Genomic DNA, 22522 nt, shown 5'->3' on the forward strand with positions numbered 1-22522 from the left:
ATCTATCCTTCGCTTAGAAAATCATCGAAACTTGGCAGAATATCAACCGTTTCCGTCGCGGTCCCACCCGCCAGAAAGGCATCTGTCACCGAGCTGAGCGCAATGGGCTGCGCAAACCCGATCCAGACCCCGGCGATAGCTGCGCTTGACAGGCCAGCCAAGCCGCCGACACCGCCAATCGCGGCCATAAACCCCGCGAATAGCCTTGGCTTTCGTGCGCGGCTTGGCAAGGTAGCGGCTGCAGGTTGCCAGCTATCGGCATCTGCAAGCACCCGCGCCATAAGGTCGGGGGAAACAGTCACGGGCTGTTGCCGTGCCGTCGCAAAAAGATCTTCCAGATCAGTGTCTTGCATCTCGGTTTCCTTACTCATATCCCAGCTCTGCCCGGCGTCCGGCCATCACGGCGGCCAAAGCCCGCTTGCCCCGCGCCGTCAAACTTTCCACCGCTTCGACCCCGATCTCCATCACCTCGGCAATCTCGGGGTTTGACAGCCCCTCGATATGCCGCAAGACCACGGCTTGGCGCTGGCGGTCAGGCAGGGTTCCCAAGGCTGCAGTCAGTGCGGTCATCCGCTCAGTCTCGACCATGGTTGCCTCGGCGCTTTTGGCCCCATCCGCAACATCCGGGGCATCGTCCAACCCAACAGCACGCCGACGGGTTTTGCTGCGCAGCCGGTCGGTACACAGGTTGGTCACCACCCGGTAAAGCCAGGTGGAAACCTTGGCCTCGCCCGTCCGCCACTCGGGCGCGATACGCCACAGCCGGAGCATCGCCTCTTGCGCGACATCTTCGGCCTCGGCCCGGTCACCGCCCAACAGACGCGCGGCAAAGCCCAGAACCCTTGGCAAATGCCGCGCCGCCAATTCCCGCGCGGCCGCAGCGTCCCCGTTGGCATAAAGCACCAACAGGGCCTCATCAGGCACATCAGAGGCATCGTCGAAGGGCATGGTCATCCTGTCGGGAGTATCTGTCGGCACTCAATACTTCAATGCGCCTTCCCCGCCCAATCCGGGCGGGGAAGGCATTATCAACCCCAGGCTTCAGCCCCGGTCGCCCCAGCCAGACTTTTGGCCACCATGCTTGTGCCCGCCATTCTTGCCTTTGCCTTTGCCCTTGCCGCGCTGGTCGCCATCGCGCCCACCTGAACGTCGGTCCATCTTGTCTTTCATGGCATCGGCCTCGGCCTTGGAAATTGCGCCATCGCCATCCGCATCAGCCCGTTTGAACATTTCAATTCCACGATCCGCCGGGGGGGCCATTTCATCCAGCGACAAGACGCCGTCCTTGTTGGCATCGCGCATTTCGATCATGCGCTTGGCCATTTTGGCCTTGCGCTCTGCGCGGCGCTGCTCTTGCCCGGCGATCAGCTCGGCTTCGGACAGGTTGCCATCCTTGTCGGTATCCATCGCGGCGATTTTGGCAGCGTTGAATGCGGCGATTTCGGCTTGGGTCACCTTGCCATCGCTGTCTGCATCCATATCTTCAAAGACAAACATCTGCCCCATCCGGTCGCCCCCACGCTGCCCAACCTCGGCATAGGCGATGGTGGAAAAGCTTGCAGCAACCATGGCCGCCAATGTTACCGCGCTAAAAAGTGTCTTGGTTTTCATGCTCAATCTCCGGTTTGCTCTGACAAGCTGTCTCGCCCGTCTTCATGTACAGTCAAACGCCGGAGCGCAGGGTTTCCGTCGCAAGGTATAAAAGTATTTTGCGACATCGCGCCGCAAAGCTGAAGTTGCGCTCTACTTTTCAGATGAAACCGGGTATGAGAGGGGCTTGCCGCGATCGCCCCTGGCAGGGCCTACCAGAATTCAGGACCAAAACGGATGACCGACCACGCCTTGACGATGCAACAAGATCGCCCCTTGGGCCAGGCCCTGCGCCGGGGGTGGCGCTGCCGCTGCCCCAGTTGCGGGGCGGGGCCCTTGCTGCGCGGCTATCTGAAAGTGCGCGACAGTTGCGCCGTGTGCAATCAGGAACTGTTTCATCACCGGGCCGATGATGGCCCGGCCTACCTGACGATTTTGATCGTAGGGCATCTGATGGCCCCGCTGATTCTGTGGGTGTTTGTTGCCTACCGCCCCGATCCTTGGGTTCTGGCCTCGGTATTTTCTGTTGGCACTGTGGCCTTGTCGCTGTTCTTGCTGCCGCGCCTGAAAGGGGCAGTGGTGGCGTTGCAATGGGCCAAGCAAATGCACGGGTTTCGGGATAATGCCTGATTCTGCGCCTGATTCGGCACCTGATCCTGTGGCGGGTGCGCCCGTGATGCCTGGGATTGACAAAACCGCTTTGCGCCATGCGGCGACCGTGGTGCTGTGGCGGCAGCAGGCCGGCGGTTCCGTTCAGGTCTTGATGGGGCAGCGCGGCGACAAGGCGGCCTTCATGCCGTCAAAATATGTGTTTCCCGGCGGTGCGGTTGATTCGGCGGATGCCGATGTGGTGCTTGCCGACGGGCTGCCTGCGGCCTGCGCGCTGCGCCTGCAGGTTGATACCGCGATTGCCCCTGAAACCCTGGCCGCCGCCGCAATCAGGGAGCTGTGGGAGGAAACCGGGCTTGCGCTTGGGGTCAGCGGCACCTGGGCCGCGCCGCCCCCGCCGGATGAGGGCTATGACTGGGCCGGATTTGCCGCGCGCGGTCTGGTGCCTTGCGCGGCTGCGATGCAATTCATCTTTCGCGCCATCACCCCGCCCGGCAGGTCGCGGCGGTTTGATGCGCGGTTCTTTCTGGTGCCCGCAACCCAGATCCCCGGTGATATCGACGATTTCAGCGCCGCGTCAGATGAGCTGTCGCATCTGCATTGGATTGATCTGGCCGCAACCCGCAGCCTCGATCTGCCCTTTATCACCGAGGTGGTTTTGGCCGAGGTTGCCGCCGTGTTGCGCGATGGCCCAGCCAGCGGCGGTGTGCCGTTCTTTGACAATTCAAGCAACCGCCCTTTGTTTCGGCGGCTGGTTTAGGCCAGCGCCACAATCATGATGATTGAAACGGCCAGCAGCGCCATGCCGGCCACCTCGCGGGCTTTGGGTTTTTCACCGAAAACCAGCAGCGACACCAGCACCGAAAAGATCAGCTCTACCTGCCCGACAGAGCGCACATAGGCGGCATTTTGCAACGCAAAGGCAGTGAACCAGCCAAGCGAGCCCAGCACCCCCGTCACCCCCACCGGAAAGGTTGCGCGCCATTGGCCCAGCACCTTCGTCACCTCACCCGCCTCGCGCCAGCGTAGCCACAGCGCCATGGCCACGGTTTGAAACGCGGTCACACAGGCCAGCGCCAGCATCGCCCGAAACAGCGGGTCGGGGTTGGCAATCTCTATCGTGGCCCCCCGATAGCCAATTGCAGACAGCCCGAAAAACCCACCCGCCAGCAGCCCCAACACCGTGGCCCGGTTAAGGATTTTACCGGCCAGCCACCCTTCGGCAGGGCGTGACAGCAGCAAAACACCGGCAAGCCCGATTAAAATCGCCACGATTCCAAGGCCCGAGACTGCCTCGGCCAAGAACACTGCGGAAAACAGCGCAACCTGCACGGTTTCGGTTTTGGTAAAGGCAATCCCCACCGCAAAGCTGCGTTCAGAAAACAGGGCCACGGTGCAAAAGGTCGCGATAATCTGCGCCACCCCGCCCGCCACAGCAAAGGCCCAAAACATCAGGCCCAGCGGCGGGAGGCTATAGCCGCGCAGGGCCACCAGCACCGCAACGCCCAAACCAGCCAGCGGCACCGCGAACAAAAACCGCGAAAACGTGGCACCGCCCGTGGAAAGGCCCAACCCCTTCAGCCGCTTTTGCAGCATGAAGCGGATGGTCTGCACGGCGGCGGCGGCGATTGTGGCGATGACCCAAAGTTCCATGCCCCCTCATCGCATGCGGGTTACCGACTGTCGAGCGGATCTGTGGCAGGGTAGAGCGGATGCGGCAGCGGGTCTTTGGCGCGCAGGAAATAGCTGCGAAACACCTGCGCATAGCTGCGGTAGGCATAGCCATCATTGCGGGTCAGAAACCCCGCGCGATTGGCAGCATAGGTTTTTGGCAGGTTGTACCAAGGCACGCCGGGGTGGCTGTGATGCACGGCATGGAAATTGTTGTTCAAGAACAGCAGCGCCAAAGGCCCGCGATCTTCGATAATCACCGTGCGCGCAGTGGCAACTTCATGCGCGCGATGCTCCAGAAAGGTGCGGATTTTCAGCAGCCCATGCCCCAGCCACGCCGCCAACAGATAGGCCCAGAACGGCATCTCTGCCCACCACAACCACCCCACCAGCGGGATGAACCCAAGCGCATGCAGCCCCCAATCGCGCCGCACACCGGGGGCGTTGCGGGCAAACAGGCGCGCCTCGCCCAACAGCCACATCGCATTGCCGAGGATCGGGCCAAGCACGATACGGCCCAACAACGTGTTATTGGCGCGAAACAACATTTGCACTGCGGCGGGCAGCCGCGCCCAGATCGCCGGATCAAAGAAATTGCTTTCCGGGTCATCATAAGGGTCGGTCAAGATCGGGTCATGGTGATGGGCCAGATGCGTATCGCGAAAGCGGCCATAAGGCACGGTCAGCGTCAGCGCCGGTGATACCAGCGCCGCATTCACCCATTTCAACCGAAACGGATGGCCATGCAGCGCCTCATGCTGAAGCGAGGAAAACAGTGTGATCGCGACCCCCGTCACAATCACCCCCAGCAGCGGTGCCCCGCCATAGACCACGCTGGTTCCCAATGCCCAAAGCGCATAAGTCGCCAGCAGCATCAGCACCGTTGGCCATTCAACGCGTTTGTGCATCATTGCCCCGCAGTTTTCCCCAGCTGATCTGCGCCCAAAGCCGCTCATGCAGCAGATAGCACACGAAGCCCACGGCCATATTGGCCAGCGCCAGACCGCCCGCCACAAAGGCCGACCCGGTGACAAGCCAGCCGACAATCAGCATGGAAACCAGGCCAAAACCTTGCCAGACAAGGGCTTTTACAAGACTGCGGCGGCGGGTTTCCATAGGCTCTCCTCTTGCCTCAATGGGATAGCGCCGGGCGGCTTGTTGCGGTAGTCTGGATATAGGCACTATTTTTAGAACTATGGTTAGAAAATTCACCAATGCAGACCAAACCCGACAAGCGCACCCGCGCCCGCCTGTTCCGTGACCGGCTTGCCATTGCAATGGCCGCAACCGCAATGTCGCAGGCAAAACTGGCGCGGCTGGTCGGCGTTGATCGCTCTACCATCTCGCAGCTTTTGGCCGAAAACAGCAGCCGCCTGCCGAATGCGCAGGTTGCGGCCGAATGTGCCTTGGCGCTGCAGGTCAGCGCTGATTGGCTGTTGGGCTTGACAGATCGGCCCGAAATGGGCGCCGAATTGCTTGCCGCCTCGATCGCCATGACCGAGGCACCGCGCGCCTTGGTTGATGATCAGATCTTTCGCTGGCATCAAGAGGCGGCAGGCTATAAAATCCGCCATGTGCCCGCCACCTTGCCGGATATGCTGAAAACCGAAGCGATGCTGCGTTGGGAATATGAGTCGCATCTTGGCAAATCCATCGAACAGGCCATCGGCGCGACCGAGGACCGTCTGGGATGGATGCGCAGCGCGCGTTCAGATTACGAGATTGCCCTGCCTCTGCACGAACTGGACGCCTTCGCACAGGCAAGCGGCTATTATCACGGCTTGCCGCTGGCGGTGCGCCAACAGCAGCTAGATCAGCTTATTGCGTTGACCGAACAGCTTTACCCGTCCTTGCGGCTGTATCTGTTTGACGCGCGCCGGGTGTTTTCGGCCCCGGTCACGGTGTTTGGGCCGTTGCTGGCCGTGGTCTATCTGGGCCGTCACTATATGGCATTTCGCGATTCCGCACGGGTGGAAACCCTGACCCAGCATTTTGATTGGCTGGTGCGTGAAGCGGCTTTGGGCGCGCGTGATGTTACGGCGCATCTGCGCGCGCTCAGGGCAGCCCTTTAACGCAGCGCCGCAAGGTTATAGCCGTTCCAATCCAGCACCTCACGCGCGGCCTGCATCCGGTCGGCGGGCAAATCACCACCCCGGTTCAGAATAAAGCCGAACCGCCCCGATGGCGTGCCGATAACCAGGGTCCGATAGCCGACATCGGCCCAAAGCACCCACCAGGCCTCGCCCGTTGGTGGGGTGAAACGGCCAGGCCCAGCGACGGCCAAGGGGCCAGAAAACTGCGTCACCTTTCCGCCAAGGCAAAGCTGCGCAGCCAGTGAAAGCCCGGTTGCGGCACGCGAAATCCTGGCCCCGCCCAAGGGGCAGGCTGGTGCGGCCTGCGGCGCGAATTCGGCCACTTGCACCCAATTTCCGACCAGCTTTTCATTTTCCAGCACCGCATTGGAATAAATCTGGGTGCCGGGTTTGCGAAACCCCGGCGCAGGCGATTGGGCCATGCAGCCTGCCAGCAAAACAAGGGCGATCAGTCTATACATAGCTCAACCCGCCGCCCATCGTCTTGCAATATGGCCTGACATCCCAGTAATGGCTTGACCGGCGCACAGCTGTTGGAGCGCGCAAGGCACAGGCCGTCACAGTCGCTTTCGCGTGTGCATTGTTTGCCGCCGTCACGGGTCGGCATCTGGCAGGTCATCGCCCCCGATCTTCCGACGCTGACAAAATGCCCCCCCCGTTTTTCGCAGGCGATTTCACTGGCGGATTTGACCTTGACGGCGATGGGCGCTTGCCCCGCCTTCTCTGCCTTCTCTGCCTTCTCTGCCTTCTCTGCCTTCTCTGCCTTCTCTGCCTTCTCTGCCTTCTCTGCCTTCTCTGCCTTCTCTGCCTTCTCTGCCTTGTCAGGCACCGGCTTGGCGTCAAGCGGCCCAGTTTGAACCGCCTCTGCCGATTCCATTGGGGCCAAGGATGTTACGCTAACCGCTGGCCCTTGCAGCGCCGTTGGTGCGGCAACATCTGATGGCGCTGCTGACTTGCCGCCGATCTGGCACCCGGCCACGGCCAGCGCCAGCAGCAAGCCCCCGATGATCGGCAAAATCCCCTTGCGATTCATTCTAGAACGGCCGCGGAAAGGCACGGTTAGCCTCGTTGATATCGGCCAGAACATCTTCATTCAGCACCAGATCGGCAGAGCCGATGTTCAGCCGCAACTGATCAAGGTTTGTGGCCCCGATAATCGGGACAACCGGAAACGGGCGGTTGCGCACAAAGGCAAGCGCCATCTGGTTCGGATCCAGCCCGTGACGGGCGGCAATACCCAGATAGGCGGCGACCGCCTCAAACACATAGGGCGTCACACGGCCACCAAGATCGGGAGAGTTTACCCGGCGCGTCCCATCGGGCACCACACCGCCCGCATATTTACCGCTGAGCAAGCCCGCAGCCAGCGGCGAAAACGCCAGCAAGGGCATGTTTTCCAGCGCCGAAAACTCGGCCCAATCGCTATCAAACTGGCGGCAAAGCAAGGAATATTCATTCTGTACCGTGGCCATGCGCGGCAAGCCCATTGCCTGCGCCAATCGCAGCCAACTCGCAGCCCCCCAAACGCTTTCATTCGACAGACCAATCGCGCGAATCTTGCCCTCGGCCACCAGCTTATCCGCCGATTGCAGCACATCGGTCATATGGGCGAAAATCTCGGATGCGGGCGTGGTTGTGGGGGCAAAATTCCATATATTGCGGAAATGGTAGGACCCGCGATTGGGCCAATGCAATTGAAACAGGTCGATATAATCGGTCTGCAACCGCCGCAGCGATGCCTCAACCCCCGCGCGCAGGCTGGCCCCGGTAATCGGCGCTCCGTCGCGCACCTGCGCGTTGCCCTCGCCCGTGACCTTGGTTGCCAGCACTACCTTGTCACGGCCGCCATTGCGGGCAAACCAGTTGCCAATGATCGCTTCGGTGTCGCCAATGGTTTCCTTGCGTACCGGGTTGGTCGGGTACATTTCTGCAGTATCCCAGAAATTCACCCCATGTTCCAAGGCCATGGCAATCTGGTCATGGCCGTCACTTTCAGTATTCTGCGAGCCCCATGTCATCGTGCCAAGGCAAAGTTCCGAGACCATAAGGCCCGTAGCCCCAAGCGGTATTTGTTTCATGGTTTGGCCTTTCAAGAGGTTAACGCAGCAATCAATCCGCCAAAGACTCGCATCATTTGCAAAGCGGCGCAAGTCGCCACGAAAACACCCTGACACGACAAAGCAAGAAACAAAACCAACGACTTACAATACCAAGAGCGCAGCCTTACCCTTGCCGGATACGCATATCCGGGGGGGCCGAACGCGCGATCACCCGCCTTGCGTTCGGAATGTCATTGCCCATGGCCCGCGCAATTGCGGCATCATTGGGCAAGCCATGCGCGCGCCAGCGTTGGGTCAGACGCGCCTCCAGCGTTGCAAGTGGCACCTCAATCCCGATGGTCAGATCCCAAAACCGGAAAAGCCGGTTCCAAGGGGTTTCATCCAACAGCAGGTAATTTCCCTCGACCAGCAGCACCCGCTGGGCGGGGCCAATCACCCGTGCCCCGGCTATTGCCAGATCGCGGCTGCGGTCAAAGACCGGAATAACAACCTCTGGCTCGGCCTTCAGCCGGGCGAGCAGCGCTGTGAAGCCAGCCACGTCAAATGTCTCGGGCGCGCCTTTGCGGGCCAGCAGGCCACGCGCCTGCAAGACCGCATTATCAAGGTGAAACCCATCCATCGGCACCACCGCCGAGGCGTCGATCTGGGCGGCCAGTGCCTCTGTCAGCGTCGATTTTCCGGCCCCCGGCGGCCCGGCGATTGCCACCAACACACGCCCCGGCCCGTCATGCGCCGCGATTGTCGCCCTGATCTCTGCCAACGCCGTCTTCATCGTATGCCCGTCATTTTTCCATGGATTTCAACCGGCTTGCCACATCCAGCATCCGGTTGGAAAAGCCCCATTCGTTATCATACCAGCCAAATACCCGCAGCATCCCTCCGGCGGTGATACGGGTTTGGGGGCAAGCCATGACAATGCTTTCGCGCCGCGCCCGCAAATCGGTGGAAACCAGCGCCCGGTCGGTCGCCCCGATCACGCCACCCGCCACCAAAGCCGCCGCATGAAACGCTGTATTCACGGCCTCTACCGTGGCGGGCCGCCGGGTCATCACCGCCAGATCAACCGCTGACACGCTGACCACCGGCACCCGCACCGCCGAGCCTTCAATCCGGCCTGCAAGGTCTGGCAACACATGGTCCAGCAAACGCTGCGCCGAGGTGGTCGTCGGCACCATCGACACCGCAGCAGCCCGGCTGCGGGCAAAGTCAGCGGCGGGCGCGTCAACCGTTGGCTGGCTGCCCGTATAGCAATGGATCGTCGTCATCGACCCGGTTTCAACCCCCCATTCCGCCTCGATCAGCGCGACCAGCGGCGCCAGCGCATTGGTGGTGCAAGAGGCGTTCGACAAAATCCGATGCTGGTGCAGGTTCAGCCCCGCCTCATTCGCGCCCAGAACCACCGTAAAATCAGCCGCCTTTGATGGGCCAGATACCAGCACCCGCCCCGCCCCGGCCCGCAAGCCCCGCGCCGCCATTTCGTGCCCATCGGCGCGGCCCGTACATTCCATCACCAAATCCACACCGCGCAAATCGAGTGTGGAAATATCTTGCACCCGGTGCAGCACAATGCGCCGGCCATCAATCACCAAATCCGTGCCATCTTGCACAACACTGCCGCGCCACGGGCCAAAAACACTATCAAATTCAAATAGGTAGGCGCACATATCGGGGGCGGCAATATCGTTGACGCCCACCACCTCCAGCCCCGGCCAACGGTCTGGGCTTTGCAAGAATGCACGCAACACCGAGCGCCCGATCCGCCCGAACCCGTTGATGAATATCCGCATGGCTGTGCCTTTCGTTTGCACAACCTGACCATGCTGCGCGCGCCGGATCAATGGGCTGCGGGGGGGAATTTTGTATCTGTCACAATTGGCATCAACCCGGCACACAGGCTGCGCAGTGCCGGGCATCGCAAAGCCTGCCTCAGCCCCGCCCAAATCGCCAGATCAGACGACCCCCGCGCCTGCGGCTATTGCGCCAACCCCAGCGCTGCAAGATTGGCCGCGCCGCGGGTGACGTGGCGCAGGTCATCCACCTCCAGGATCAGCCGCGGCATTTTGGGCAGCGCGTGCAAGGCGGCAAAAATCGCGTGCCAGTTCAACGGGCCATCGCCGGGGTGCCAGTGACGATCGGCAAAGCCGTCACTGTCTTGCAAATGCACATGGTCCAAGCGTTTTCCCGCCGCCATGACATAGGTATCAACCGGCGGTGCCCCACAGGAAAAATGCGCATATTGTGCGTGGCCGGTATCAAGCGACACTTTCAACGCTGGTGATTTCAGCGCATCAACCATGCGACAGCGCGCCGCCGGGTCGATATCTTCGATGTTTTCCAGCACGAGCCCAACGCCGATATCTTCGGCGCGCTTAAGCACCGGGCCCAAAGTATAGCGCACCCGCTCAATCTGGCTGAGCGCGTCATGCTCACTGACCTGCTGGTTTCCATGATCCCATGATGTGATCGGGGAATGTATGACCATTTGCGTGGCCCCCAGCGCCTCGCACACCTCCAACGCCTTGAGCATGCGGGCCTGCACGATCAAGGCGATATCTGGGTCGGCGCTATCAATGCTGAAACCGATATACGGGCCGTGGATGCCGATGCGCCCGGTCAGCCCGTCGATCAGCGTTTTGGCGCGCGCCAGAGGCGTTGCAAGATCGCCGTTCAGCACATGCGGCAAACAAAAGCTTTGAATTTCCAGATCGCGCGGGGCCGACAGCATCCAATCGCGGTGCAGGGCCAGCATATCCAACGTCAGGGCTGCGCCAAGAACAGGCTTCATTCGGCGGCCTCCTGCATGCGGGCGTGGTGGATGGCGGCAATGGCGCAAGAGGCCAGGCGCGCCATCGAACTGTCAGACCGTGAGTTGAGGATAACCGGCACCCTTGCCCCCATCACCAACCCCGCCGCCTCGGCATGGCTGATATAGGAAAGCTGTTTGGCCAGCATATTGCCCGCATCTATCCCCGGCACTACCAGCACCTCGGCGCGGCCCGCCACCTCGGATGTGATGCCTTTGGTGCGCGCAGCAGCCACCGAAACGGCGTTATCCATCGCCAGCGGGCCATCGACAAAGCCCCCGGTTATCTGGCCACGCTCGGCCATTTTTGACAGCAACGCGGCGTCGATCGAGGACGGAATCGCCGGGTTCACCGTTTCCGTCGCTGAAAGCACGCCCACACGCGGCTGCGCTATGCCGATGGAAATTGCCAGATCAATGGCGTTTTGCACGATATCAACCTTGGTCGCCAGATCGGGCGCGATATTGATTGCAGCATCGGTAACCAGCAAAGGATGCTCCAGCCCCGGCACGTCCATCACAAAAATATGGGTCAGGCGGCGGCCAATGCGCAGGCCTTTTTCCCGGTCGACCATCGCGCGCAGCATATCATCCGTATGCAGATTACCCTTCATCACCGCATCGGCGCGGCCCTCATGCACCAGTGCCACAGCGCGGGCGGCGGCCTCGGCGTGCTGTGGGCAGTCGATGATTTCAATCCCGGTCAGATCCGTACCCAATTCAGCGGCGACGGCGTGAATTTTACCCGCATCGCCGACAAGGATCGGGGTGATGATGGTATGCCGCCGCGCCAGCAAGGCCCCGCCCAGCGAGGCGGCGTTATTGGGGCAGATAACGGCGGTGCGCAAGGGCGGCAGCGGTTCAGCCTTGGCGAGCAAGGCTTCAAAATGGCGATGGCGGCGCACCGTAAGGCCCGGCAAGGTAGAGCTGTCAACCCGGTAGCTTACAGCCGGGGCCTGCACCCGGACAGTGCCCGACAGGATCTGCTTTTTGTCAATCTCGCGGATAACACGGGCGGCAAGGGTGACGATGCCGTTTTCAAGCCCGGTCACGGTTACGGTTGTCACCAGCTCATCCCCCGCATGGGCGCGGCCCTGAAAATCATAGGATTGCGAGAGGGTCATGATCCCCGGTCCGGGCAGTTGCGTGCCCAGAATCGCAGTCACAAGCGAGGCCGCAAAGGCCGTTGGTACCATCGCCTCGGCCTGTCCGTCGCCATCGCCATCAAGCCCCGGCACATGCAGGGGATTATGGTTTCCGGTCGCTGCGGCAAAGATATACAGGTCATCGGCCGTACACAGGCGAATGGCCTGGGCGGTATCGCCCAGTTTGAGCGTCTCAAACAAGTGGTTTTCAAGGATCATCACAGACTCCGGCATTGCTTGCCCTGTTGTGGCCGTGCAAGGCCGCAAGGGCAAGCCCGGTCAGGCCATTTGTGCCGGAAACCCCACGGCATCCAGCGCATTGATCAGCGCTTCGATCGGCTCGGTCGAGGTCACTTCGGCGCGGCGCGTGACCAGGTCCACCACGACGCTGGCTGTCGGGTCCAGCTTCAGGATGGCGGCCTCAACCGCCGATTTGCAATGGCCGCAGGTCATATCGGGGATGGATAGGGTGGTCATGGGGGCTCCTGTCTTTTGGGGCAAGATTGGGGTTCCTGCCGGGGGAAGGTCAAGGAGAAAATATCGGGAGAATATCAGCGTGGGCCCTTGACCTTCTAGTAACTGGAAGCCTTAAGTATGCCCTGAAAGTGAGGGCGCCATGGCTGGATTCAAGTTTGAGGTTGAAGGGATGACCTGCGGGTCTTGCGTCGGCCGTGTCGAGCGGATTTTATCTGGCGTTGATGGGGCGGGCAGGGCAGAGGCCAACCTGGCCAGTGGCACCGCCACGGTCGCGGGCGGCGCGGCGCCGGCGCTGGCATTGGCGCTGAAAAATGCCGGCTTCGGCACGCGCGAGGACAGGCTGGTGCTGGCGGTTGAGGGGATGACCTGCGCCTCTTGCGTGGGGCGGGTGGAACGCGGGCTGGCCGCATTGCCGGGGGTTACCGACGCGCAGGTGAACCTTGCGCTTGAACGGGCCGAAGTTCGATTTCTGGCGGGTTCACAGACGGCGGACTCGGTGATTTCCGCGATTTCCGCCCTGGGCTATGTTGCAAAACTGCAAGAACGGGTGGCCGAAGACGACCACAAGGCAGAAGAGATCCTGGCCTTGCGGCGGCAATTGCTGATCGCTTTGGTGCTGGCCCTGCCCGTGTTCATTCTGGAAATGGGCGGGCATATGGTGCCTGCGTTTCATCATTATATTGCGCGGACCATCGGCACCCAGACCAGTTGGCTTATTCAATTCGTGCTGACTTCGGCAGTGCTGATCGGGCCGGGGCGGCTGTTTTACACGCGCGGCTGGGCGGCGCTGCGGCATGGCGCGCCTGATATGAATGCGTTGGTGATGATCGGCACCGCGGCGGCTTACGGCTTTTCGGTGGTGGCGACCTTTGCACCGGGCTTGCTGCCCAGCAGCGCCCGCGCGGTGTATTTCGAGGCGGCTGCGGTTATTGTCGCCCTTATCCTTTTGGGGCGCTGGCTGGAGGCGCGGGCCAAGGGCCGCACCGGGGCCGCGATTGCGCGGCTGGTCGGGCTTGCGCCCAAAACCGCACAGGTGGAACGCGGTGGCGTGGTGGCGGATGTGGCACTGGAAGAGGTGATTGTCGGTGACATATTGCACCTGCGCCCCGGTGAGAAAATCGCCGTGGATGGCGAGGTGATCGACGGGCAAAGCTATGTCGATGAAAGCATGATCACCGGCGAACCCGCGCCAGTGGAAAAAGCCCCTGGTGCGACAGTGACCGGCGGCACGGTAAACGGCACCGGCGCGCTGCGCTACCGCGCGTTGCGGGTTGGGGCCGATACGATGCTGGCGCAAATCATCCGCATGGTCGGCGAGGCGCAGGGGGCGCGGCTGCCAGTGCAGGATCTGGTCAACAAGATCACCGGCTGGTTTGTGCCTGCCGTATTGGTCACGGCCGCGCTGACGGTGCTGGTTTGGCTGATCTTTGGGCCTGCGCCAGCCCTGACCCATGCGCTTGTTGCGGGCGTGGCGGTGCTGATCATCGCTTGCCCCTGCGCCATGGGCCTTGCGGTGCCGGTGTCGATCATGGTTGGCACCGGCCGCGCGGCCGAACTGGGCGTGCTGTTTCGCAAGGGGGCCGCCTTGCAAGCCCTGCAATCGGTCGATGTGGTGGCCGTGGATAAAACCGGCACCCTGACTGCTGGTCGCCCTGAAATGACAGATTTCGTGCTGGCGCAAGGGTTCAACTCTGACATTGTGCTGGCGCGTGTGGCCGCCGTGGAAAGCAAGTCAGAACATCCCATCGCCCAAGCCATTTTGCGGGCCGCGCGCGAACGCGGGCTGGAGCTGCCCCCGGCGTTCGAATTCGAATCCCACACCGGCTACGGTATCGCCGCGCATGTTGCCGGGCAGCGGGTGCTTGTCGGCTCTGCGCGGTTTTTGAAACGTGAGGGGGTTGATCTGCGCAAGCTGGACAAGGCCGGGGCAACGCTTGCCAGCAACGGAAAAACGCCGCTTTATGCCGCGTTGAACGGCCAGATTGCGGCGGTGATCGGCGTGTCTGACCCGGTGAAACGCGGCACCCCCGAGGCGATTGCGGCGCTGCAGGCGATGGGGCTGCGCGTGGTGATGATCTCGGGTGACAATACCGAGACGGCGCGGGTCATTGCCGGAGAGTTGGGCATAAAAGAGGTGGTGGCCGAGGTGCTGCCCGACGGCAAGGTCGAGGCTTTGGCGCGCTTGCGGCGCGATGGCGCAACGCTGGCCTTTGTTGGCGATGGCATCAACGATGCGCCCGCGCTGGCCTTTGCCGATGTTGGCATCGCGATTGGCACCGGCACCGATGTTGCGATCGAAGCGGCGGATGTGGTGCTGATGTCGGGTGATTTGCGCGGCGTTGTTTCGGCGTTGGCGATCAGCCACGCAACAATGCGCAACATCAAACAAAACCTGTTTTGGGCCTTTGGCTATAACGCAGCCCTGATTCCGGTGGCGGCAGGGGTTTTGTACCCGATCTGGGGCGTGCAATTGTCACCGATGCTGGCGGCGGGGGCGATGGCCATGTCTTCGGTCTTTGTGTTGTCAAATGCGCTGCGGCTGCGCTGGGTTGCACCGGGCCATGCAGGAGAGGCGCAGTGAACATCAAAGAGGCCGGGAAACTGGCGGGATTACCCGCAAAAACCATCCGCTATTATGAAGAGGTCGGGCTGGTCCGCCCCCTGCGCGATAGCAACGGCTATCGCGCATTTCGTGAGAATGATGTGCATAAGCTGGGGTTTCTGGCACGGGCGCGCGCCCTTGGATTCACCATCGAAGATTGCCGGGTGCTGCTGTCTTTATACGAAGACAAAAGCCGTGCCAGCGCCGATGTGAAAGAGATTGCCGAACGCCATCTGACGCAAATCTCTGACAAGATTGCGGCGTTGCAAATGATGCATGAAACGCTGTCACATCTTGTGACCTGCTGTCATGGCGATGATCGCCCGGATTGCCCGATCCTGGCCGATCTGGCCCCGTCAAAATAAGGCGCATTTGCCGGAACGTGATGGATATTTGCGCCAGAAAGAGGGCAGGGTCAGGCCGCTTTAGCCCCGTCAGCACCCGTCACAAACACAAAGCCATTCGGCCCAAGGATCACGTTTGTGTCGATTATTTCCGCGTTTTGGCTGGGGCCTGTCAGGTGGCCTTGGGTGTTTAACGTCAGCCTGACCTCGGTGGGCGAGAGGTTGTAGAGGCACAGCAGATCGTCGCGCAGAAAGCCAAGGACAGGTTCGGGCAGGTCTAGAAACCGCGTTCTGCCCTGCCGCAGCGCCGGGGTGCTTTTGCGAAAGGCCAACACCTCACGATAGGCAGCAAGCACCGACCCTGCGCCCTGGCTTGCGACGTTGCGCGCCTTTTGCTGCGGTTTGATCGGCAGCCAGGGGGGGGCGCTGGTAAAACCCGCTTGCGCGCTGCCATCCCAGACCATCGGCGTCCGGCAACCATCACGGCCCTTGTAGTCGGGCCAGAACTTGAAGCCCGGCGGGTCGGTCAGCTCATGGTAGAGGATGTCGGTCTCGGTTTGGCCCAATTCCTCGGCCTGATACAGACATAGCGAGCCTTCAAAGCCGGCAAGCATGGCGATGGCCAGTTTCGCCAGCGCATCTGGCGCCCCATGATCGGCCCAGCGGGTGACGTGGCGGATCACATCATGGTTGGAAAAGCTCCAACATGGGCAGCCATTTGGGGCAGCGGCGTAAAAGGATTCCAGCTTTTGGCGGAAATGCCCGGCTGTAAATTCCGGGCCAAGCATATCAAAGGAATAGGCCATGTGCAGGCGGGTTGTGCCAGCCGTGTATTGGGCCATGATTTCACCCGCCCGGCGCGATTCACCCACCTCGCCCACCATCGCGCGGGCGTCGTATTCATCTGTCAGCGCGCGCAGACGTTCCAGAAAGCCAAGGTTTTCCGGCCGGTTTTTGGAATACAGATGGTCTTGCATGTCATAGGGATTGACCTTTGGCGTCACCGCATTGCGCGGGTCGGGCGGGTTTGGGCGCAGCTTTTGGTCGTGGAAATAAAAGTTCACCGTATCAAGCCGAAAACCATCGACCCCACGGTTCAGCCAGAAGCGCATGGTTTGCAACAGCCAGTCTTGCACCGCAGGGGTGTGAAAGTTGAAATCGGGCTGCGAGGCCAGGAAATTATGCAGATAATATTGCCGCCGCCGCGCATCCCATTCCCAGGCCGAGCCGCCAAAAACCGAGACCCAGTTATTGGGCGGGCTGCCATCGGGCATCGGGTCTACCCAGACATACCAATCGGCGCGCGGGTTGTCACGGCAGGCGCGGCTTTCCACAAAGAACGGGTGCTGATCCGAGGAATGACTGAGAACCTGATCAATAATCACCTTCAGCCCCAGGTCATGCGCCCGCGCCAGCAGCGCGTCAAAATCGGCCAATGTCCCGAACAGCGGGTCAATATCGGTGTAATCGGAAACGTCATAGCCCATATCCGCCATCGGCGAGGTGAACACCGGTGAAAGCCAGATCGCATCAACCCCAAGGCTTGCCACATGCGCCAGCCGCGCGGTGATGCCGGGAATATCGCCGATGCCATTGCCGCTACTATCCTGAAACGAGCGGGGATAGATTTGATATGTTACCGAATTGCGCCACCAATCTTGCATCATGCCCCCCTTGCCGCTGCCGCGCCCAGACGACGCCAAAGACGCGCTGGGCGCAAGCCTGTTTTTAAAACGCGTTGCGGCCTGTTTCGTTTCAGCCCACCTCTGACGGCATGATCTGGGATTTCCTTTTCTGCAACGAGGGTGTGGAAGGGGGGGGCGGGCAAGCCGCATCCTGTGGCGCAACGGGGGCGTGTTGTTGCGTTTGTGGGCGAAGGGCGCTTGCACCGCCGCCTGAGGCGTTCATTCCGGCGCGAGGCAGATCATCAGCGGTTGCGGTTTGAGGAGGCCCATATCATCCGCCAGAAACGCGATGAACCAAGCCGATGGTCCGGGGCGGGCTGGCACGCAGGCGACCGGATATCGGCTTCCCTTGCCTTGGTTTGATCCAGGCAGTAGTGTCTGATCGAGAAAACACCCCGGGCACCATCTTGCAGCGCGATTGCGGCCTTTGGATTGCCTTTGCGCCCCCTTGAATGACGTGAGACCATGATAAACCCCAACCTGTCCCGCCTCCAAGGCCCGAACCTTGCCCTGCGCCTTGTCCAGCCCCGCGACGCAAGCTATTTGTATGGCCTGCGGGTGAATCCGGCCTACAATCTGCACCTGTCACAAGTGCGCGGAACCGCAGAAGATCAGCGCCACTGGATCGAGGCTTACAAAACGCGCGAGGCCGAAGGGTGCGAGCTTTACTACATCATCGAAAGGCACGACGGCCAAGCCTGTGGCACCGTCAGGCTGTATGACATCAAGGCAGACAGCTTTACCTGGGGCAGTTGGATCTTGGATGCCGGCAAGCCGCCAAAGGCCGCGCTGGAAAGTGCTGTTCTTGTCTACCGGATCGCCTTTGATCTGCTTGGCCTGCGCATTGCACAGTTTGATGTGCGCCGTGACAATGAAACCACACTTGCCTTTCACAGGCGGTTTGGCGCCACACAAACACATACAAGCGAAACCGACGCGTTTTTCACCTATCCCCGCACGCAATATGACGCGGATCTGGAAAGACATATGGGTGTTTTGCGCGGAGTAGCTGCGGAATGAGCGATATAAAGGGCTTTGTCCGGGAAATCAGCCTTCCCCAAATCCATGACCCACGGGGTGATCTGACCTTTGTCGAGGGGGGCAACCAAGTGCCCTTCGACATCCGCCGGGTCTATTACCTCTATAACGTACCAGTGGATTCCGAGCGCGGCGGGCATGCCCATCGAGAGCTGGAGCAAGTCGTGTTTGCGCTATCGGGCAGCTTCCGCATGAAGATTGACGACGGGCACACAAAATCAGAATACTGGCTGCGCGACCCGCGCAAGGGGCTTTACATCAGCCGCCTGATCTGGCGCGAAATGGATGCCTTCAGCCAAGGTGCCGTCTGCATGGTTCTTGCATCACATCGCTATGATGAAGCCGATTACTTTCGGAACTATGATGATTTTCTGGCGGCGGCAAAGGGTGCAAACGCATAATGCGGTGGAAGCGATCTTTCATCAAACGGAAAATCCGATATGGAAAACGGTTGTTTGATTTCATTGCCAGGCAACCAAATTCGTCGAAACGGCGGGCTTTTCTAAAACTGATCGGTTACGAGCTTTTGCAGCCCTGCGACCTGGCGGGCGCGGCGGTAAACAGCTTTGATTTGGTGCCACCCTCTGATGCGACCATTGCGCAGCCGAACTTTGCGGGGGCTGTGGCTGTGGCGCCCTTGCTGCACACCCATCCAAAACTGCAGGCGCATGTTCTAAGGGGCGCAATTGTCAGCGCCTACACGTCCGGTATTGTTTGCGATGATCGGCTTGCACTGCCCGATGATGTGCGCGAAGGGCAGCACCGTGTCTTGACCGATAATGACAACCTGTTTCATTTTGAACCGGGGCATTCGGTGCGCTACAAGTACCCCTGCACCAAGTTGAAAAATGCCATCTTCATTGGCGGGTCCGGGGCGTATAACTGGTATCATTTCGTCATTGAAATTCTGCCCAAGGCGCTGCTTGCCCAAATGTTGCCAGCGGCCTATGCGGATTATCCGCTTGTGGTGCCCGAAGAATGTCGCAGCATACCCAGCTTTGCCGAAGTCCTTGCAATTTTTGCCGCTGGCCGTGAAATCACATATTTGCCCAAAGGCAAATATCTGCAGGTTGAAGAATTGATAGCGTTTGATGAGGTCAGCACCGGGCCGGACAACGTGAAGGTCGGATTCTGGCCCGAGATTGGTGATTATAGTCAGCATGATGACTTCATGCGCACCTATGTTGATGCGTTGCGCGCGGCCCTGTTGCCCGATCACCATGCACAAGCAAACACTGCCAAACGTATTTTCTTGATCAGGCCGGGGGTTCGGCGGAATTACAATCAAGACGCTTTGGTTGCCATTGCCGCGAAATATGGATTTGCGCCGCACGACCCGTCGGCTTTGTCGCTTGCAGCGCAGGCCCGGCTTTTTGCCAGTGCGGAAATGATTATTGGCCCCTCGGGGGCGGCTTGGGTTGGCATGGTGTTCCGGCAAGATCCGGCGCAGTTTCTAAGCTGGCTACCGGCAGAATACCGGCAGTTTTGCAGCTATGCCAGTTTGGCCGCCATATTGGGCCACGACATGCGCTTTCTTGAAACGATCCCCGATCGCCCCCTGAAATGGTCAGGGGATGCGTATACGGGCGGCTACCAGCTTGCCCCCGAGCCTTTTGAACGCGCGCTGCAACACATGACAGGAGCTGCCTGATATGATCCCCTTTCTTGACCTTGGCGCGGCATACCGCGAAATCAAACCTGAAATTGACAGGGCCGTCCAACGTGTGCTGGAAAGCGGGTGGTATATCCTTGGCCCCGAGGTTGACGCGTTTGAGGCGGAATGGGCAGAGTATTGCGGTGCGGCCCATGCTGTCGGGTTGGCAAATGGGCTTGATGCCCTGATCTTGGCGTTGCGCGCGTTGGATGTGGGGCCGGGGGATGAGGTGATCGTACCATCCAACACCTATATTGCAACTTGGCTGGCGGTATCGGCCGTCGGCGCGCGCCCCGTCCCGGTTGAGCCGGACCCGGCCACCCACAACTTGAACCCATCCCTTATCACAGCGGCTTTGACCGATCGGACCAAAGCAATCTTGCCGGTGCATCTATACGGCCAACCGGCCGATCTTGACCCGATCTTGATGCTGGCGCGCGCGCATGGAATTGCCGTGGTCGAAGACGCGGCCCAGGCGCATGGCGCGCAGTACAAAGGCCGCAAGATCGGCGCGCATGGTGATATTGTCTGTTGGAGCTTCTATCCCGGAAAAAACCTTGGTGCCTTGGGGGATGCCGGGGCAATCACGACCAACAATGCCGATCTGGCCGACCGCATCCGCATGCTGCGCAACTATGGCAGCCGTGAGAAATATGTAAACGAGGTGCAGGGCGTGAATTCGCGGCTTGATCCGATACAGGCTGCGGTTTTGCGGGTAAAGCTGGCGCATCTGCACAATTGGTCTGAACGGCGCCAGGCCATTGCCGCCCTTTATCTGGAGGGTTTGGCCCGGACAGACCTGATCCTGCCCCATGTGCCGGACTGGGCCAACCCGGCTTGGCATCTCTTTGTCATACGCAGTGCAGACCGCGATAGCGTGCAGGCGCGGCTAACCAAAGCGGGGATAGGCAGCTTGATTCACTATCCAATCGCGCCGCATATGCAGGCGGCATATTCAGAAATGGGGCTTGCTGCCGATACCCTGCCCGTGGCGCGGAAATTGGCCGCCGAGGTGCTGAGCTTGCCGATTGGCCCACAGCTATCATTGCAAAATGCGCAGGCCGTCATAGAGGTGTTGACGGATATCTGACCCCAGCCCCCCAAAGCGCAAATTGGTTTATAGCATTTCGCCTTGAACTTGAAACAAGGCCTATCACATATCGCGTTGAAATCTTTGATTTCAGGCAGCGATATGTGACGAAGGCTTCAAGGGGAAATGCCTTGAACCCGCTTTGATGCCACATTCCTGTGTCTGGCCGAATGGCAAAACTGCCCGGCGCTAGAAATCAAGATCGGCGTAATGCGATGGGGGCGGGAAGCCCGGCACCTGATCGGCCAGCAAAGGCCGGAAACTGGGGCGCGATTTGATCTTGGCATACCAATCCTTCACATTGGCAGACCGGTTCCAATCCACATCCGAGATATAGTCCAGGCAGCTTAAATGGGCCGCCGCCGTGAAATCTGCCAGCGTCATCACATCGCCCGCCAACCATCGCCGCTGATCCAACAGCCAAGCCATATAATCCAGATGGTATTTGATCCGCGCCGCGCCGAACTTCACCGCTTTGCTATCGGGATAGCCCAGCTTCATCACCTTTTTATTCACGCGTTCATAGAGCAGGTTCGATGTCACCTCGCCATGAAACTTGTCATCAAACCAAGCGCATATCCGGCGCACCTCAAACCGGCCAGCGGGGTCGCGCGGCATCAGGGGCGGTGTTGGGATTGTTTCCTCAAGATATTCACAAATCGCCTGGCTTTCAGTCAGATGCTTGCTGTCCATCTTCAAAATAGGCACTTTTCCCGCCGGGTTACGCCGCAAAAAATCGGCAGACGGTTCCCAATACCGCTCCTCCACCAGTTCGACTTCCAGCTTTTTCTCGGCCAAAGTCAGCCGGACCTTCCGGCAAAACGGGGAGAGCGGGAAGTGATAGAGTCGGTTCATTGCGTAATGACTTTCGGCAAAAGGATCAGGCCTTCTTATCGCCCAATCCGCAGAAAATTCAATCCCACTTCCCGCCTACGGTTCAAAACAAGCGGATCTACCGTCGCGGTGAATGGTCTTTGCCCCATCCAGAATCGCCGCCGAACGCTTGCGCAGCGCCGAAGAGGGGTTTTCGGCACTCCGCTCTTTTGGGTTTGGCAACACGGCGGCCAATCGCGCGGCCTGAACTGGGGTCAGGTTTGCCGCCTCAACGGCAAAATAGCGCGCTGCCGCAGCTTTGACCCCAAAGACGCCTTCGTCAAACTCTGCCACATTCAGGTATACCTCCAGAATTCGGCGTTTGGACCAGACACCCTCGATCAGCAGCGTGATCAGGGCCTCCATCGCTTTGCGCGTATAGCTGCGACCGTGCCACAAAAACACGTTCTTTGCGACTTGCTGGGTCAGCGTTGAGGCGCCGCGGTTGCTGCCTGCATCAATGGCGGCGCGAATGGCCCGCATGTCAAAGCCCCAATGCAGGCAGAAATTTGCATCCTCTGCCGCTACGACAGATCGCGCCATGACCGGGGCGATTTCATCCCAATCAGCCCATTCTTGTTTGACACCGCCAAGGCGTTGCCCTTCTTGCCACATATAGATCGTCGTTGGCGGGTTCACGACCGAGAACAGAAAGACAAGTGTGACCAAGGCCAGGGCAAGGCCGCCAGACAGCCGGAAAACCCAGCGCAGCGCCCATTTCACAAGGCGGCGGCGGGGGGGGGCTGCTTTCTTTTGTGGGTTGCGTTTAGCCATGCTGCCTTAAGCCA

26 protein-coding genes are annotated in these 22522 nt (G+C 60.3%); 9 read left to right on the forward strand and 17 right to left on the reverse strand.

Annotation, left to right across the window (positions count from 1 at the left end):
• Positions 1-2: 2 nt before the first annotated feature.
• The 3 genes from VDP61_RS13990 to VDP61_RS14000 form a co-directional block, all read right to left on the reverse strand.
• Positions 3-371 (reverse strand): dihydroorotate dehydrogenase, encoded by a 369-nt coding sequence (locus tag VDP61_RS13990; RefSeq protein ID WP_323007472.1) that lies wholly within the window; start codon positions 369-371, stop codon positions 3-5.
• Positions 364-954 (reverse strand): RNA polymerase sigma factor, encoded by a 591-nt coding sequence (locus tag VDP61_RS13995; RefSeq protein WP_323007557.1) that lies wholly within the window; start codon positions 952-954, stop codon positions 364-366. The genes VDP61_RS13990 and VDP61_RS13995 overlap by 8 nt, the downstream gene beginning before the upstream one ends.
• 87 nt (positions 955-1041) lie before the next feature.
• Entirely contained in the window at positions 1042-1611 is a 570-nt protein-coding gene (locus VDP61_RS14000; RefSeq protein ID WP_323007473.1) for a calcium-binding protein, read from the reverse strand.
• A 216-nt stretch (positions 1612-1827) separates the two neighbouring features.
• Between VDP61_RS14000 and VDP61_RS14005 the strand changes: the two genes are divergently transcribed.
• Both VDP61_RS14005 and VDP61_RS14010 read left to right on the forward strand, forming a co-directional pair.
• Positions 1828-2220 (forward strand): DUF983 domain-containing protein, encoded by a 393-nt coding sequence (locus VDP61_RS14005; protein ID WP_323007474.1) that lies wholly within the window; start codon positions 1828-1830, stop codon positions 2218-2220.
• 46 nt (positions 2221-2266) lie between these two features.
• Positions 2267-2959 (forward strand): NUDIX hydrolase, encoded by a 693-nt coding sequence (locus tag VDP61_RS14010; RefSeq protein ID WP_323007475.1) that lies wholly within the window; start codon positions 2267-2269, stop codon positions 2957-2959.
• Here the strand turns inward: VDP61_RS14010 and VDP61_RS14015 are convergent.
• The 3 genes from VDP61_RS14015 to VDP61_RS14025 are packed head-to-tail and all read right to left on the reverse strand — an operon-like array spanning position 2956 to position 4986.
• Complete coding sequence (locus tag VDP61_RS14015; RefSeq protein ID WP_323007476.1) at positions 2956-3852, reverse strand: DMT family transporter; 897 nt, start codon at positions 3850-3852, stop codon at positions 2956-2958. The genes VDP61_RS14010 and VDP61_RS14015 overlap by 4 nt on opposite strands.
• A 20-nt stretch (positions 3853-3872) precedes the next feature.
• On the reverse strand, positions 3873-4778 hold the full coding sequence (locus VDP61_RS14020; RefSeq protein WP_323007477.1) for a fatty acid desaturase: 906 nt from the start codon (positions 4776-4778) through the stop codon (positions 3873-3875).
• Positions 4762-4986, reverse strand: coding sequence for a DUF2061 domain-containing protein (locus VDP61_RS14025; RefSeq protein ID WP_323007478.1), 225 nt, complete (start codon positions 4984-4986; stop codon positions 4762-4764). The genes VDP61_RS14020 and VDP61_RS14025 overlap by 17 nt, the downstream gene beginning before the upstream one ends.
• Before the next feature lie 98 nt (positions 4987-5084).
• Here VDP61_RS14025 and VDP61_RS14030 point away from each other — a divergent pair, with 98 nt between their 5' ends.
• Positions 5085-5942 (forward strand): helix-turn-helix transcriptional regulator, encoded by an 858-nt coding sequence (locus VDP61_RS14030; RefSeq protein WP_323007479.1) that lies wholly within the window; start codon positions 5085-5087, stop codon positions 5940-5942.
• On the opposite strand, the gene VDP61_RS14035 is transcribed toward VDP61_RS14030, so the two are convergent.
• The 8 genes from VDP61_RS14035 to VDP61_RS14070 all read right to left on the reverse strand — a co-directional run bounded on the left by VDP61_RS14035 (position 5939) and on the right by VDP61_RS14070 (position 12448).
• Entirely contained in the window at positions 5939-6424 is a 486-nt protein-coding gene (locus tag VDP61_RS14035; protein WP_323007480.1) for a lipocalin family protein, read from the reverse strand. The genes VDP61_RS14030 and VDP61_RS14035 overlap by 4 nt on opposite strands.
• Entirely contained in the window at positions 6412-7056 is a 645-nt protein-coding gene (locus VDP61_RS14040; RefSeq protein ID WP_323007481.1) for a hypothetical protein, read from the reverse strand. The genes VDP61_RS14035 and VDP61_RS14040 overlap by 13 nt, the downstream gene beginning before the upstream one ends.
• Complete coding sequence (locus VDP61_RS14045; protein ID WP_323007482.1) at positions 6998-8041, reverse strand: aldo/keto reductase; 1044 nt, start codon at positions 8039-8041, stop codon at positions 6998-7000. The genes VDP61_RS14040 and VDP61_RS14045 overlap by 59 nt, the downstream gene beginning before the upstream one ends.
• A gap of 145 nt (positions 8042-8186) precedes the next feature.
• On the reverse strand, positions 8187-8795 hold the full coding sequence (locus VDP61_RS14050; protein WP_323007483.1) for a nucleoside triphosphate hydrolase: 609 nt from the start codon (positions 8793-8795) through the stop codon (positions 8187-8189).
• A 10-nt stretch (positions 8796-8805) separates the two neighbouring features.
• Positions 8806-9810 (reverse strand): type I glyceraldehyde-3-phosphate dehydrogenase, encoded by a 1005-nt coding sequence (locus VDP61_RS14055; protein WP_323007484.1) that lies wholly within the window; start codon positions 9808-9810, stop codon positions 8806-8808.
• Between the two features lie 185 nt (positions 9811-9995).
• Entirely contained in the window at positions 9996-10808 is an 813-nt protein-coding gene (locus VDP61_RS14060) for a sugar phosphate isomerase/epimerase family protein (RefSeq protein WP_323007485.1), read from the reverse strand.
• Complete coding sequence (locus VDP61_RS14065; RefSeq protein ID WP_323007558.1) at positions 10805-12190, reverse strand: bifunctional enoyl-CoA hydratase/phosphate acetyltransferase; 1386 nt, start codon at positions 12188-12190, stop codon at positions 10805-10807. Before VDP61_RS14065 ends, VDP61_RS14060 begins: the two co-directional genes overlap by 4 nt.
• Before the next feature lie 60 nt (positions 12191-12250).
• Positions 12251-12448: a heavy-metal-associated domain-containing protein gene (locus tag VDP61_RS14070; RefSeq protein ID WP_323007486.1), complete on the reverse strand. Its 198-nt coding sequence runs from the start codon at positions 12446-12448 to the stop codon at positions 12251-12253.
• Positions 12449-12587: 139 nt separating this feature from the next.
• Here VDP61_RS14070 and VDP61_RS14075 point away from each other — a divergent pair, with 139 nt between their 5' ends.
• Both VDP61_RS14075 and cueR read left to right on the forward strand, forming a co-directional pair.
• Positions 12588-15029 carry a heavy metal translocating P-type ATPase gene (locus VDP61_RS14075; RefSeq protein WP_323007487.1) on the forward strand — a complete coding sequence of 814 codons (2442 nt, stop codon included), beginning with the start codon at positions 12588-12590 and terminating at the stop codon, positions 15027-15029.
• Positions 15026-15415: a Cu(I)-responsive transcriptional regulator gene (gene cueR / locus VDP61_RS14080; protein ID WP_323007488.1), complete on the forward strand. Its 390-nt coding sequence runs from the start codon at positions 15026-15028 to the stop codon at positions 15413-15415. Before VDP61_RS14075 ends, cueR begins: the two co-directional genes overlap by 4 nt.
• Positions 15416-15465: 50 nt before the next feature.
• On the opposite strand, the gene VDP61_RS14085 is transcribed toward cueR, so the two are convergent.
• Positions 15466-17058 carry an alpha-amylase family glycosyl hydrolase gene (locus VDP61_RS14085; protein WP_323007489.1) on the reverse strand — a complete coding sequence of 531 codons (1593 nt, stop codon included), beginning with the start codon at positions 17056-17058 and terminating at the stop codon, positions 15466-15468.
• A 486-nt stretch (positions 17059-17544) separates the two neighbouring features.
• On the opposite strand from VDP61_RS14085, the gene VDP61_RS14090 reads away from it, so the two are divergent.
• From VDP61_RS14090 to VDP61_RS14105, 4 genes are read left to right on the forward strand one after another with little or no spacing between them, the layout of a single operon-like run.
• Complete coding sequence (locus VDP61_RS14090; protein WP_323007490.1) at positions 17545-18099, forward strand: GNAT family N-acetyltransferase; 555 nt, start codon at positions 17545-17547, stop codon at positions 18097-18099.
• The gene (locus tag VDP61_RS14095; RefSeq protein ID WP_323007491.1) at positions 18096-18518 is read left to right on the forward strand and encodes an FdtA/QdtA family cupin domain-containing protein; all 423 of its coding nucleotides are present in this window, start codon (positions 18096-18098) and stop codon (positions 18516-18518) included. Before VDP61_RS14090 ends, VDP61_RS14095 begins: the two co-directional genes overlap by 4 nt.
• 50 nt (positions 18519-18568) lie before the next feature.
• A complete protein-coding gene (locus tag VDP61_RS14100) occupies positions 18569-19768 on the forward strand; it encodes a glycosyltransferase family 61 protein (protein ID WP_323007492.1) in 1200 nt (399 codons plus the stop codon).
• 1 nt (position 19769) lies between these two features.
• On the forward strand, positions 19770-20861 hold the full coding sequence (locus tag VDP61_RS14105) for a DegT/DnrJ/EryC1/StrS family aminotransferase (protein ID WP_323007493.1): 1092 nt from the start codon (positions 19770-19772) through the stop codon (positions 20859-20861).
• Positions 20862-21050: 189 nt separating this feature from the next.
• Here the strand turns inward: VDP61_RS14105 and VDP61_RS14110 are convergent, their stop codons facing one another.
• Positions 21051-21716: a glutathione S-transferase family protein gene (locus tag VDP61_RS14110; protein WP_323007494.1), complete on the reverse strand. Its 666-nt coding sequence runs from the start codon at positions 21714-21716 to the stop codon at positions 21051-21053.
• 75 nt (positions 21717-21791) lie between these two features.
• Positions 21792-22508 (reverse strand): monofunctional biosynthetic peptidoglycan transglycosylase, encoded by a 717-nt coding sequence (gene mtgA / locus VDP61_RS14115; protein ID WP_323007495.1) that lies wholly within the window; start codon positions 22506-22508, stop codon positions 21792-21794.
• Between the last annotated feature and the right edge of the window lie 14 nt (positions 22509-22522).

The sequence above is a fragment of the Pseudorhodobacter sp. genome (assembly GCF_034675685.1).
Classification (GTDB): Bacteria; Pseudomonadota; Alphaproteobacteria; order Rhodobacterales; family Rhodobacteraceae; genus Pseudorhodobacter.

Bases quoted from the DNA above. Each gene is read 5' to 3' on its own strand.
- VDP61_RS14000 (WP_323007473.1), bottom strand. From the start codon at position 1,611: ATGAAAACCAAGACACTTTTTAGCGCGGTAACATTGGCGGCCATGGTT.
- VDP61_RS14030 (WP_323007479.1), top strand. From the start codon at position 5,085: ATGCAGACCAAACCCGACAAGCGCACCCGCGCCCGCCTGTTCCGTGAC.
- VDP61_RS14065 (WP_323007558.1), bottom strand. From the start codon at position 12,190: ATGATCCTTGAAAACCACTTGTTTGAGACGCTCAAACTGGGCGATACC.
- VDP61_RS14005 (WP_323007474.1), top strand. From the start codon at position 1,828: ATGACCGACCACGCCTTGACGATGCAACAAGATCGCCCCTTGGGCCAG.
- VDP61_RS14095 (WP_323007491.1), top strand. From the start codon at position 18,096: ATGAGCGATATAAAGGGCTTTGTCCGGGAAATCAGCCTTCCCCAAATC.
- mtgA (WP_323007495.1), bottom strand. From the start codon at position 22,508: ATGGCTAAACGCAACCCACAAAAGAAAGCAGCCCCCCCCCGCCGCCGC.
- VDP61_RS14070 (WP_323007486.1), bottom strand. From the start codon at position 12,448: ATGACCACCCTATCCATCCCCGATATGACCTGCGGCCATTGCAAATCG.
- VDP61_RS14040 (WP_323007481.1), bottom strand. From the start codon at position 7,056: ATGAAGATGTTCTGGCCGATATCAACGAGGCTAACCGTGCCTTTCCGC.
- VDP61_RS14025 (WP_323007478.1), bottom strand. From the start codon at position 4,986: ATGGAAACCCGCCGCCGCAGTCTTGTAAAAGCCCTTGTCTGGCAAGGT.
- VDP61_RS14045 (WP_323007482.1), bottom strand. From the start codon at position 8,041: ATGAAACAAATACCGCTTGGGGCTACGGGCCTTATGGTCTCGGAACTT.
- VDP61_RS14060 (WP_323007485.1), bottom strand. From the start codon at position 10,808: ATGAAGCCTGTTCTTGGCGCAGCCCTGACGTTGGATATGCTGGCCCTG.
- VDP61_RS14090 (WP_323007490.1), top strand. From the start codon at position 17,545: ATGATAAACCCCAACCTGTCCCGCCTCCAAGGCCCGAACCTTGCCCTG.
- VDP61_RS14010 (WP_323007475.1), top strand. From the start codon at position 2,267: ATGCCTGGGATTGACAAAACCGCTTTGCGCCATGCGGCGACCGTGGTG.
- VDP61_RS14085 (WP_323007489.1), bottom strand. From the start codon at position 17,058: ATGCAAGATTGGTGGCGCAATTCGGTAACATATCAAATCTATCCCCGC.
- VDP61_RS14075 (WP_323007487.1), top strand. From the start codon at position 12,588: ATGGCTGGATTCAAGTTTGAGGTTGAAGGGATGACCTGCGGGTCTTGC.
- VDP61_RS14105 (WP_323007493.1), top strand. From the start codon at position 19,770: ATGATCCCCTTTCTTGACCTTGGCGCGGCATACCGCGAAATCAAACCT.
- VDP61_RS14050 (WP_323007483.1), bottom strand. From the start codon at position 8,795: ATGAAGACGGCGTTGGCAGAGATCAGGGCGACAATCGCGGCGCATGAC.
- VDP61_RS14015 (WP_323007476.1), bottom strand. From the start codon at position 3,852: ATGGAACTTTGGGTCATCGCCACAATCGCCGCCGCCGCCGTGCAGACC.
- VDP61_RS14055 (WP_323007484.1), bottom strand. From the start codon at position 9,810: ATGCGGATATTCATCAACGGGTTCGGGCGGATCGGGCGCTCGGTGTTG.
- VDP61_RS14110 (WP_323007494.1), bottom strand. From the start codon at position 21,716: ATGAACCGACTCTATCACTTCCCGCTCTCCCCGTTTTGCCGGAAGGTC.
- VDP61_RS13990 (WP_323007472.1), bottom strand. From the start codon at position 371: ATGAGTAAGGAAACCGAGATGCAAGACACTGATCTGGAAGATCTTTTT.
- VDP61_RS14035 (WP_323007480.1), bottom strand. From the start codon at position 6,424: ATGTATAGACTGATCGCCCTTGTTTTGCTGGCAGGCTGCATGGCCCAA.
- VDP61_RS14020 (WP_323007477.1), bottom strand. From the start codon at position 4,778: ATGCACAAACGCGTTGAATGGCCAACGGTGCTGATGCTGCTGGCGACT.
- VDP61_RS13995 (WP_323007557.1), bottom strand. From the start codon at position 954: ATGACCATGCCCTTCGACGATGCCTCTGATGTGCCTGATGAGGCCCTG.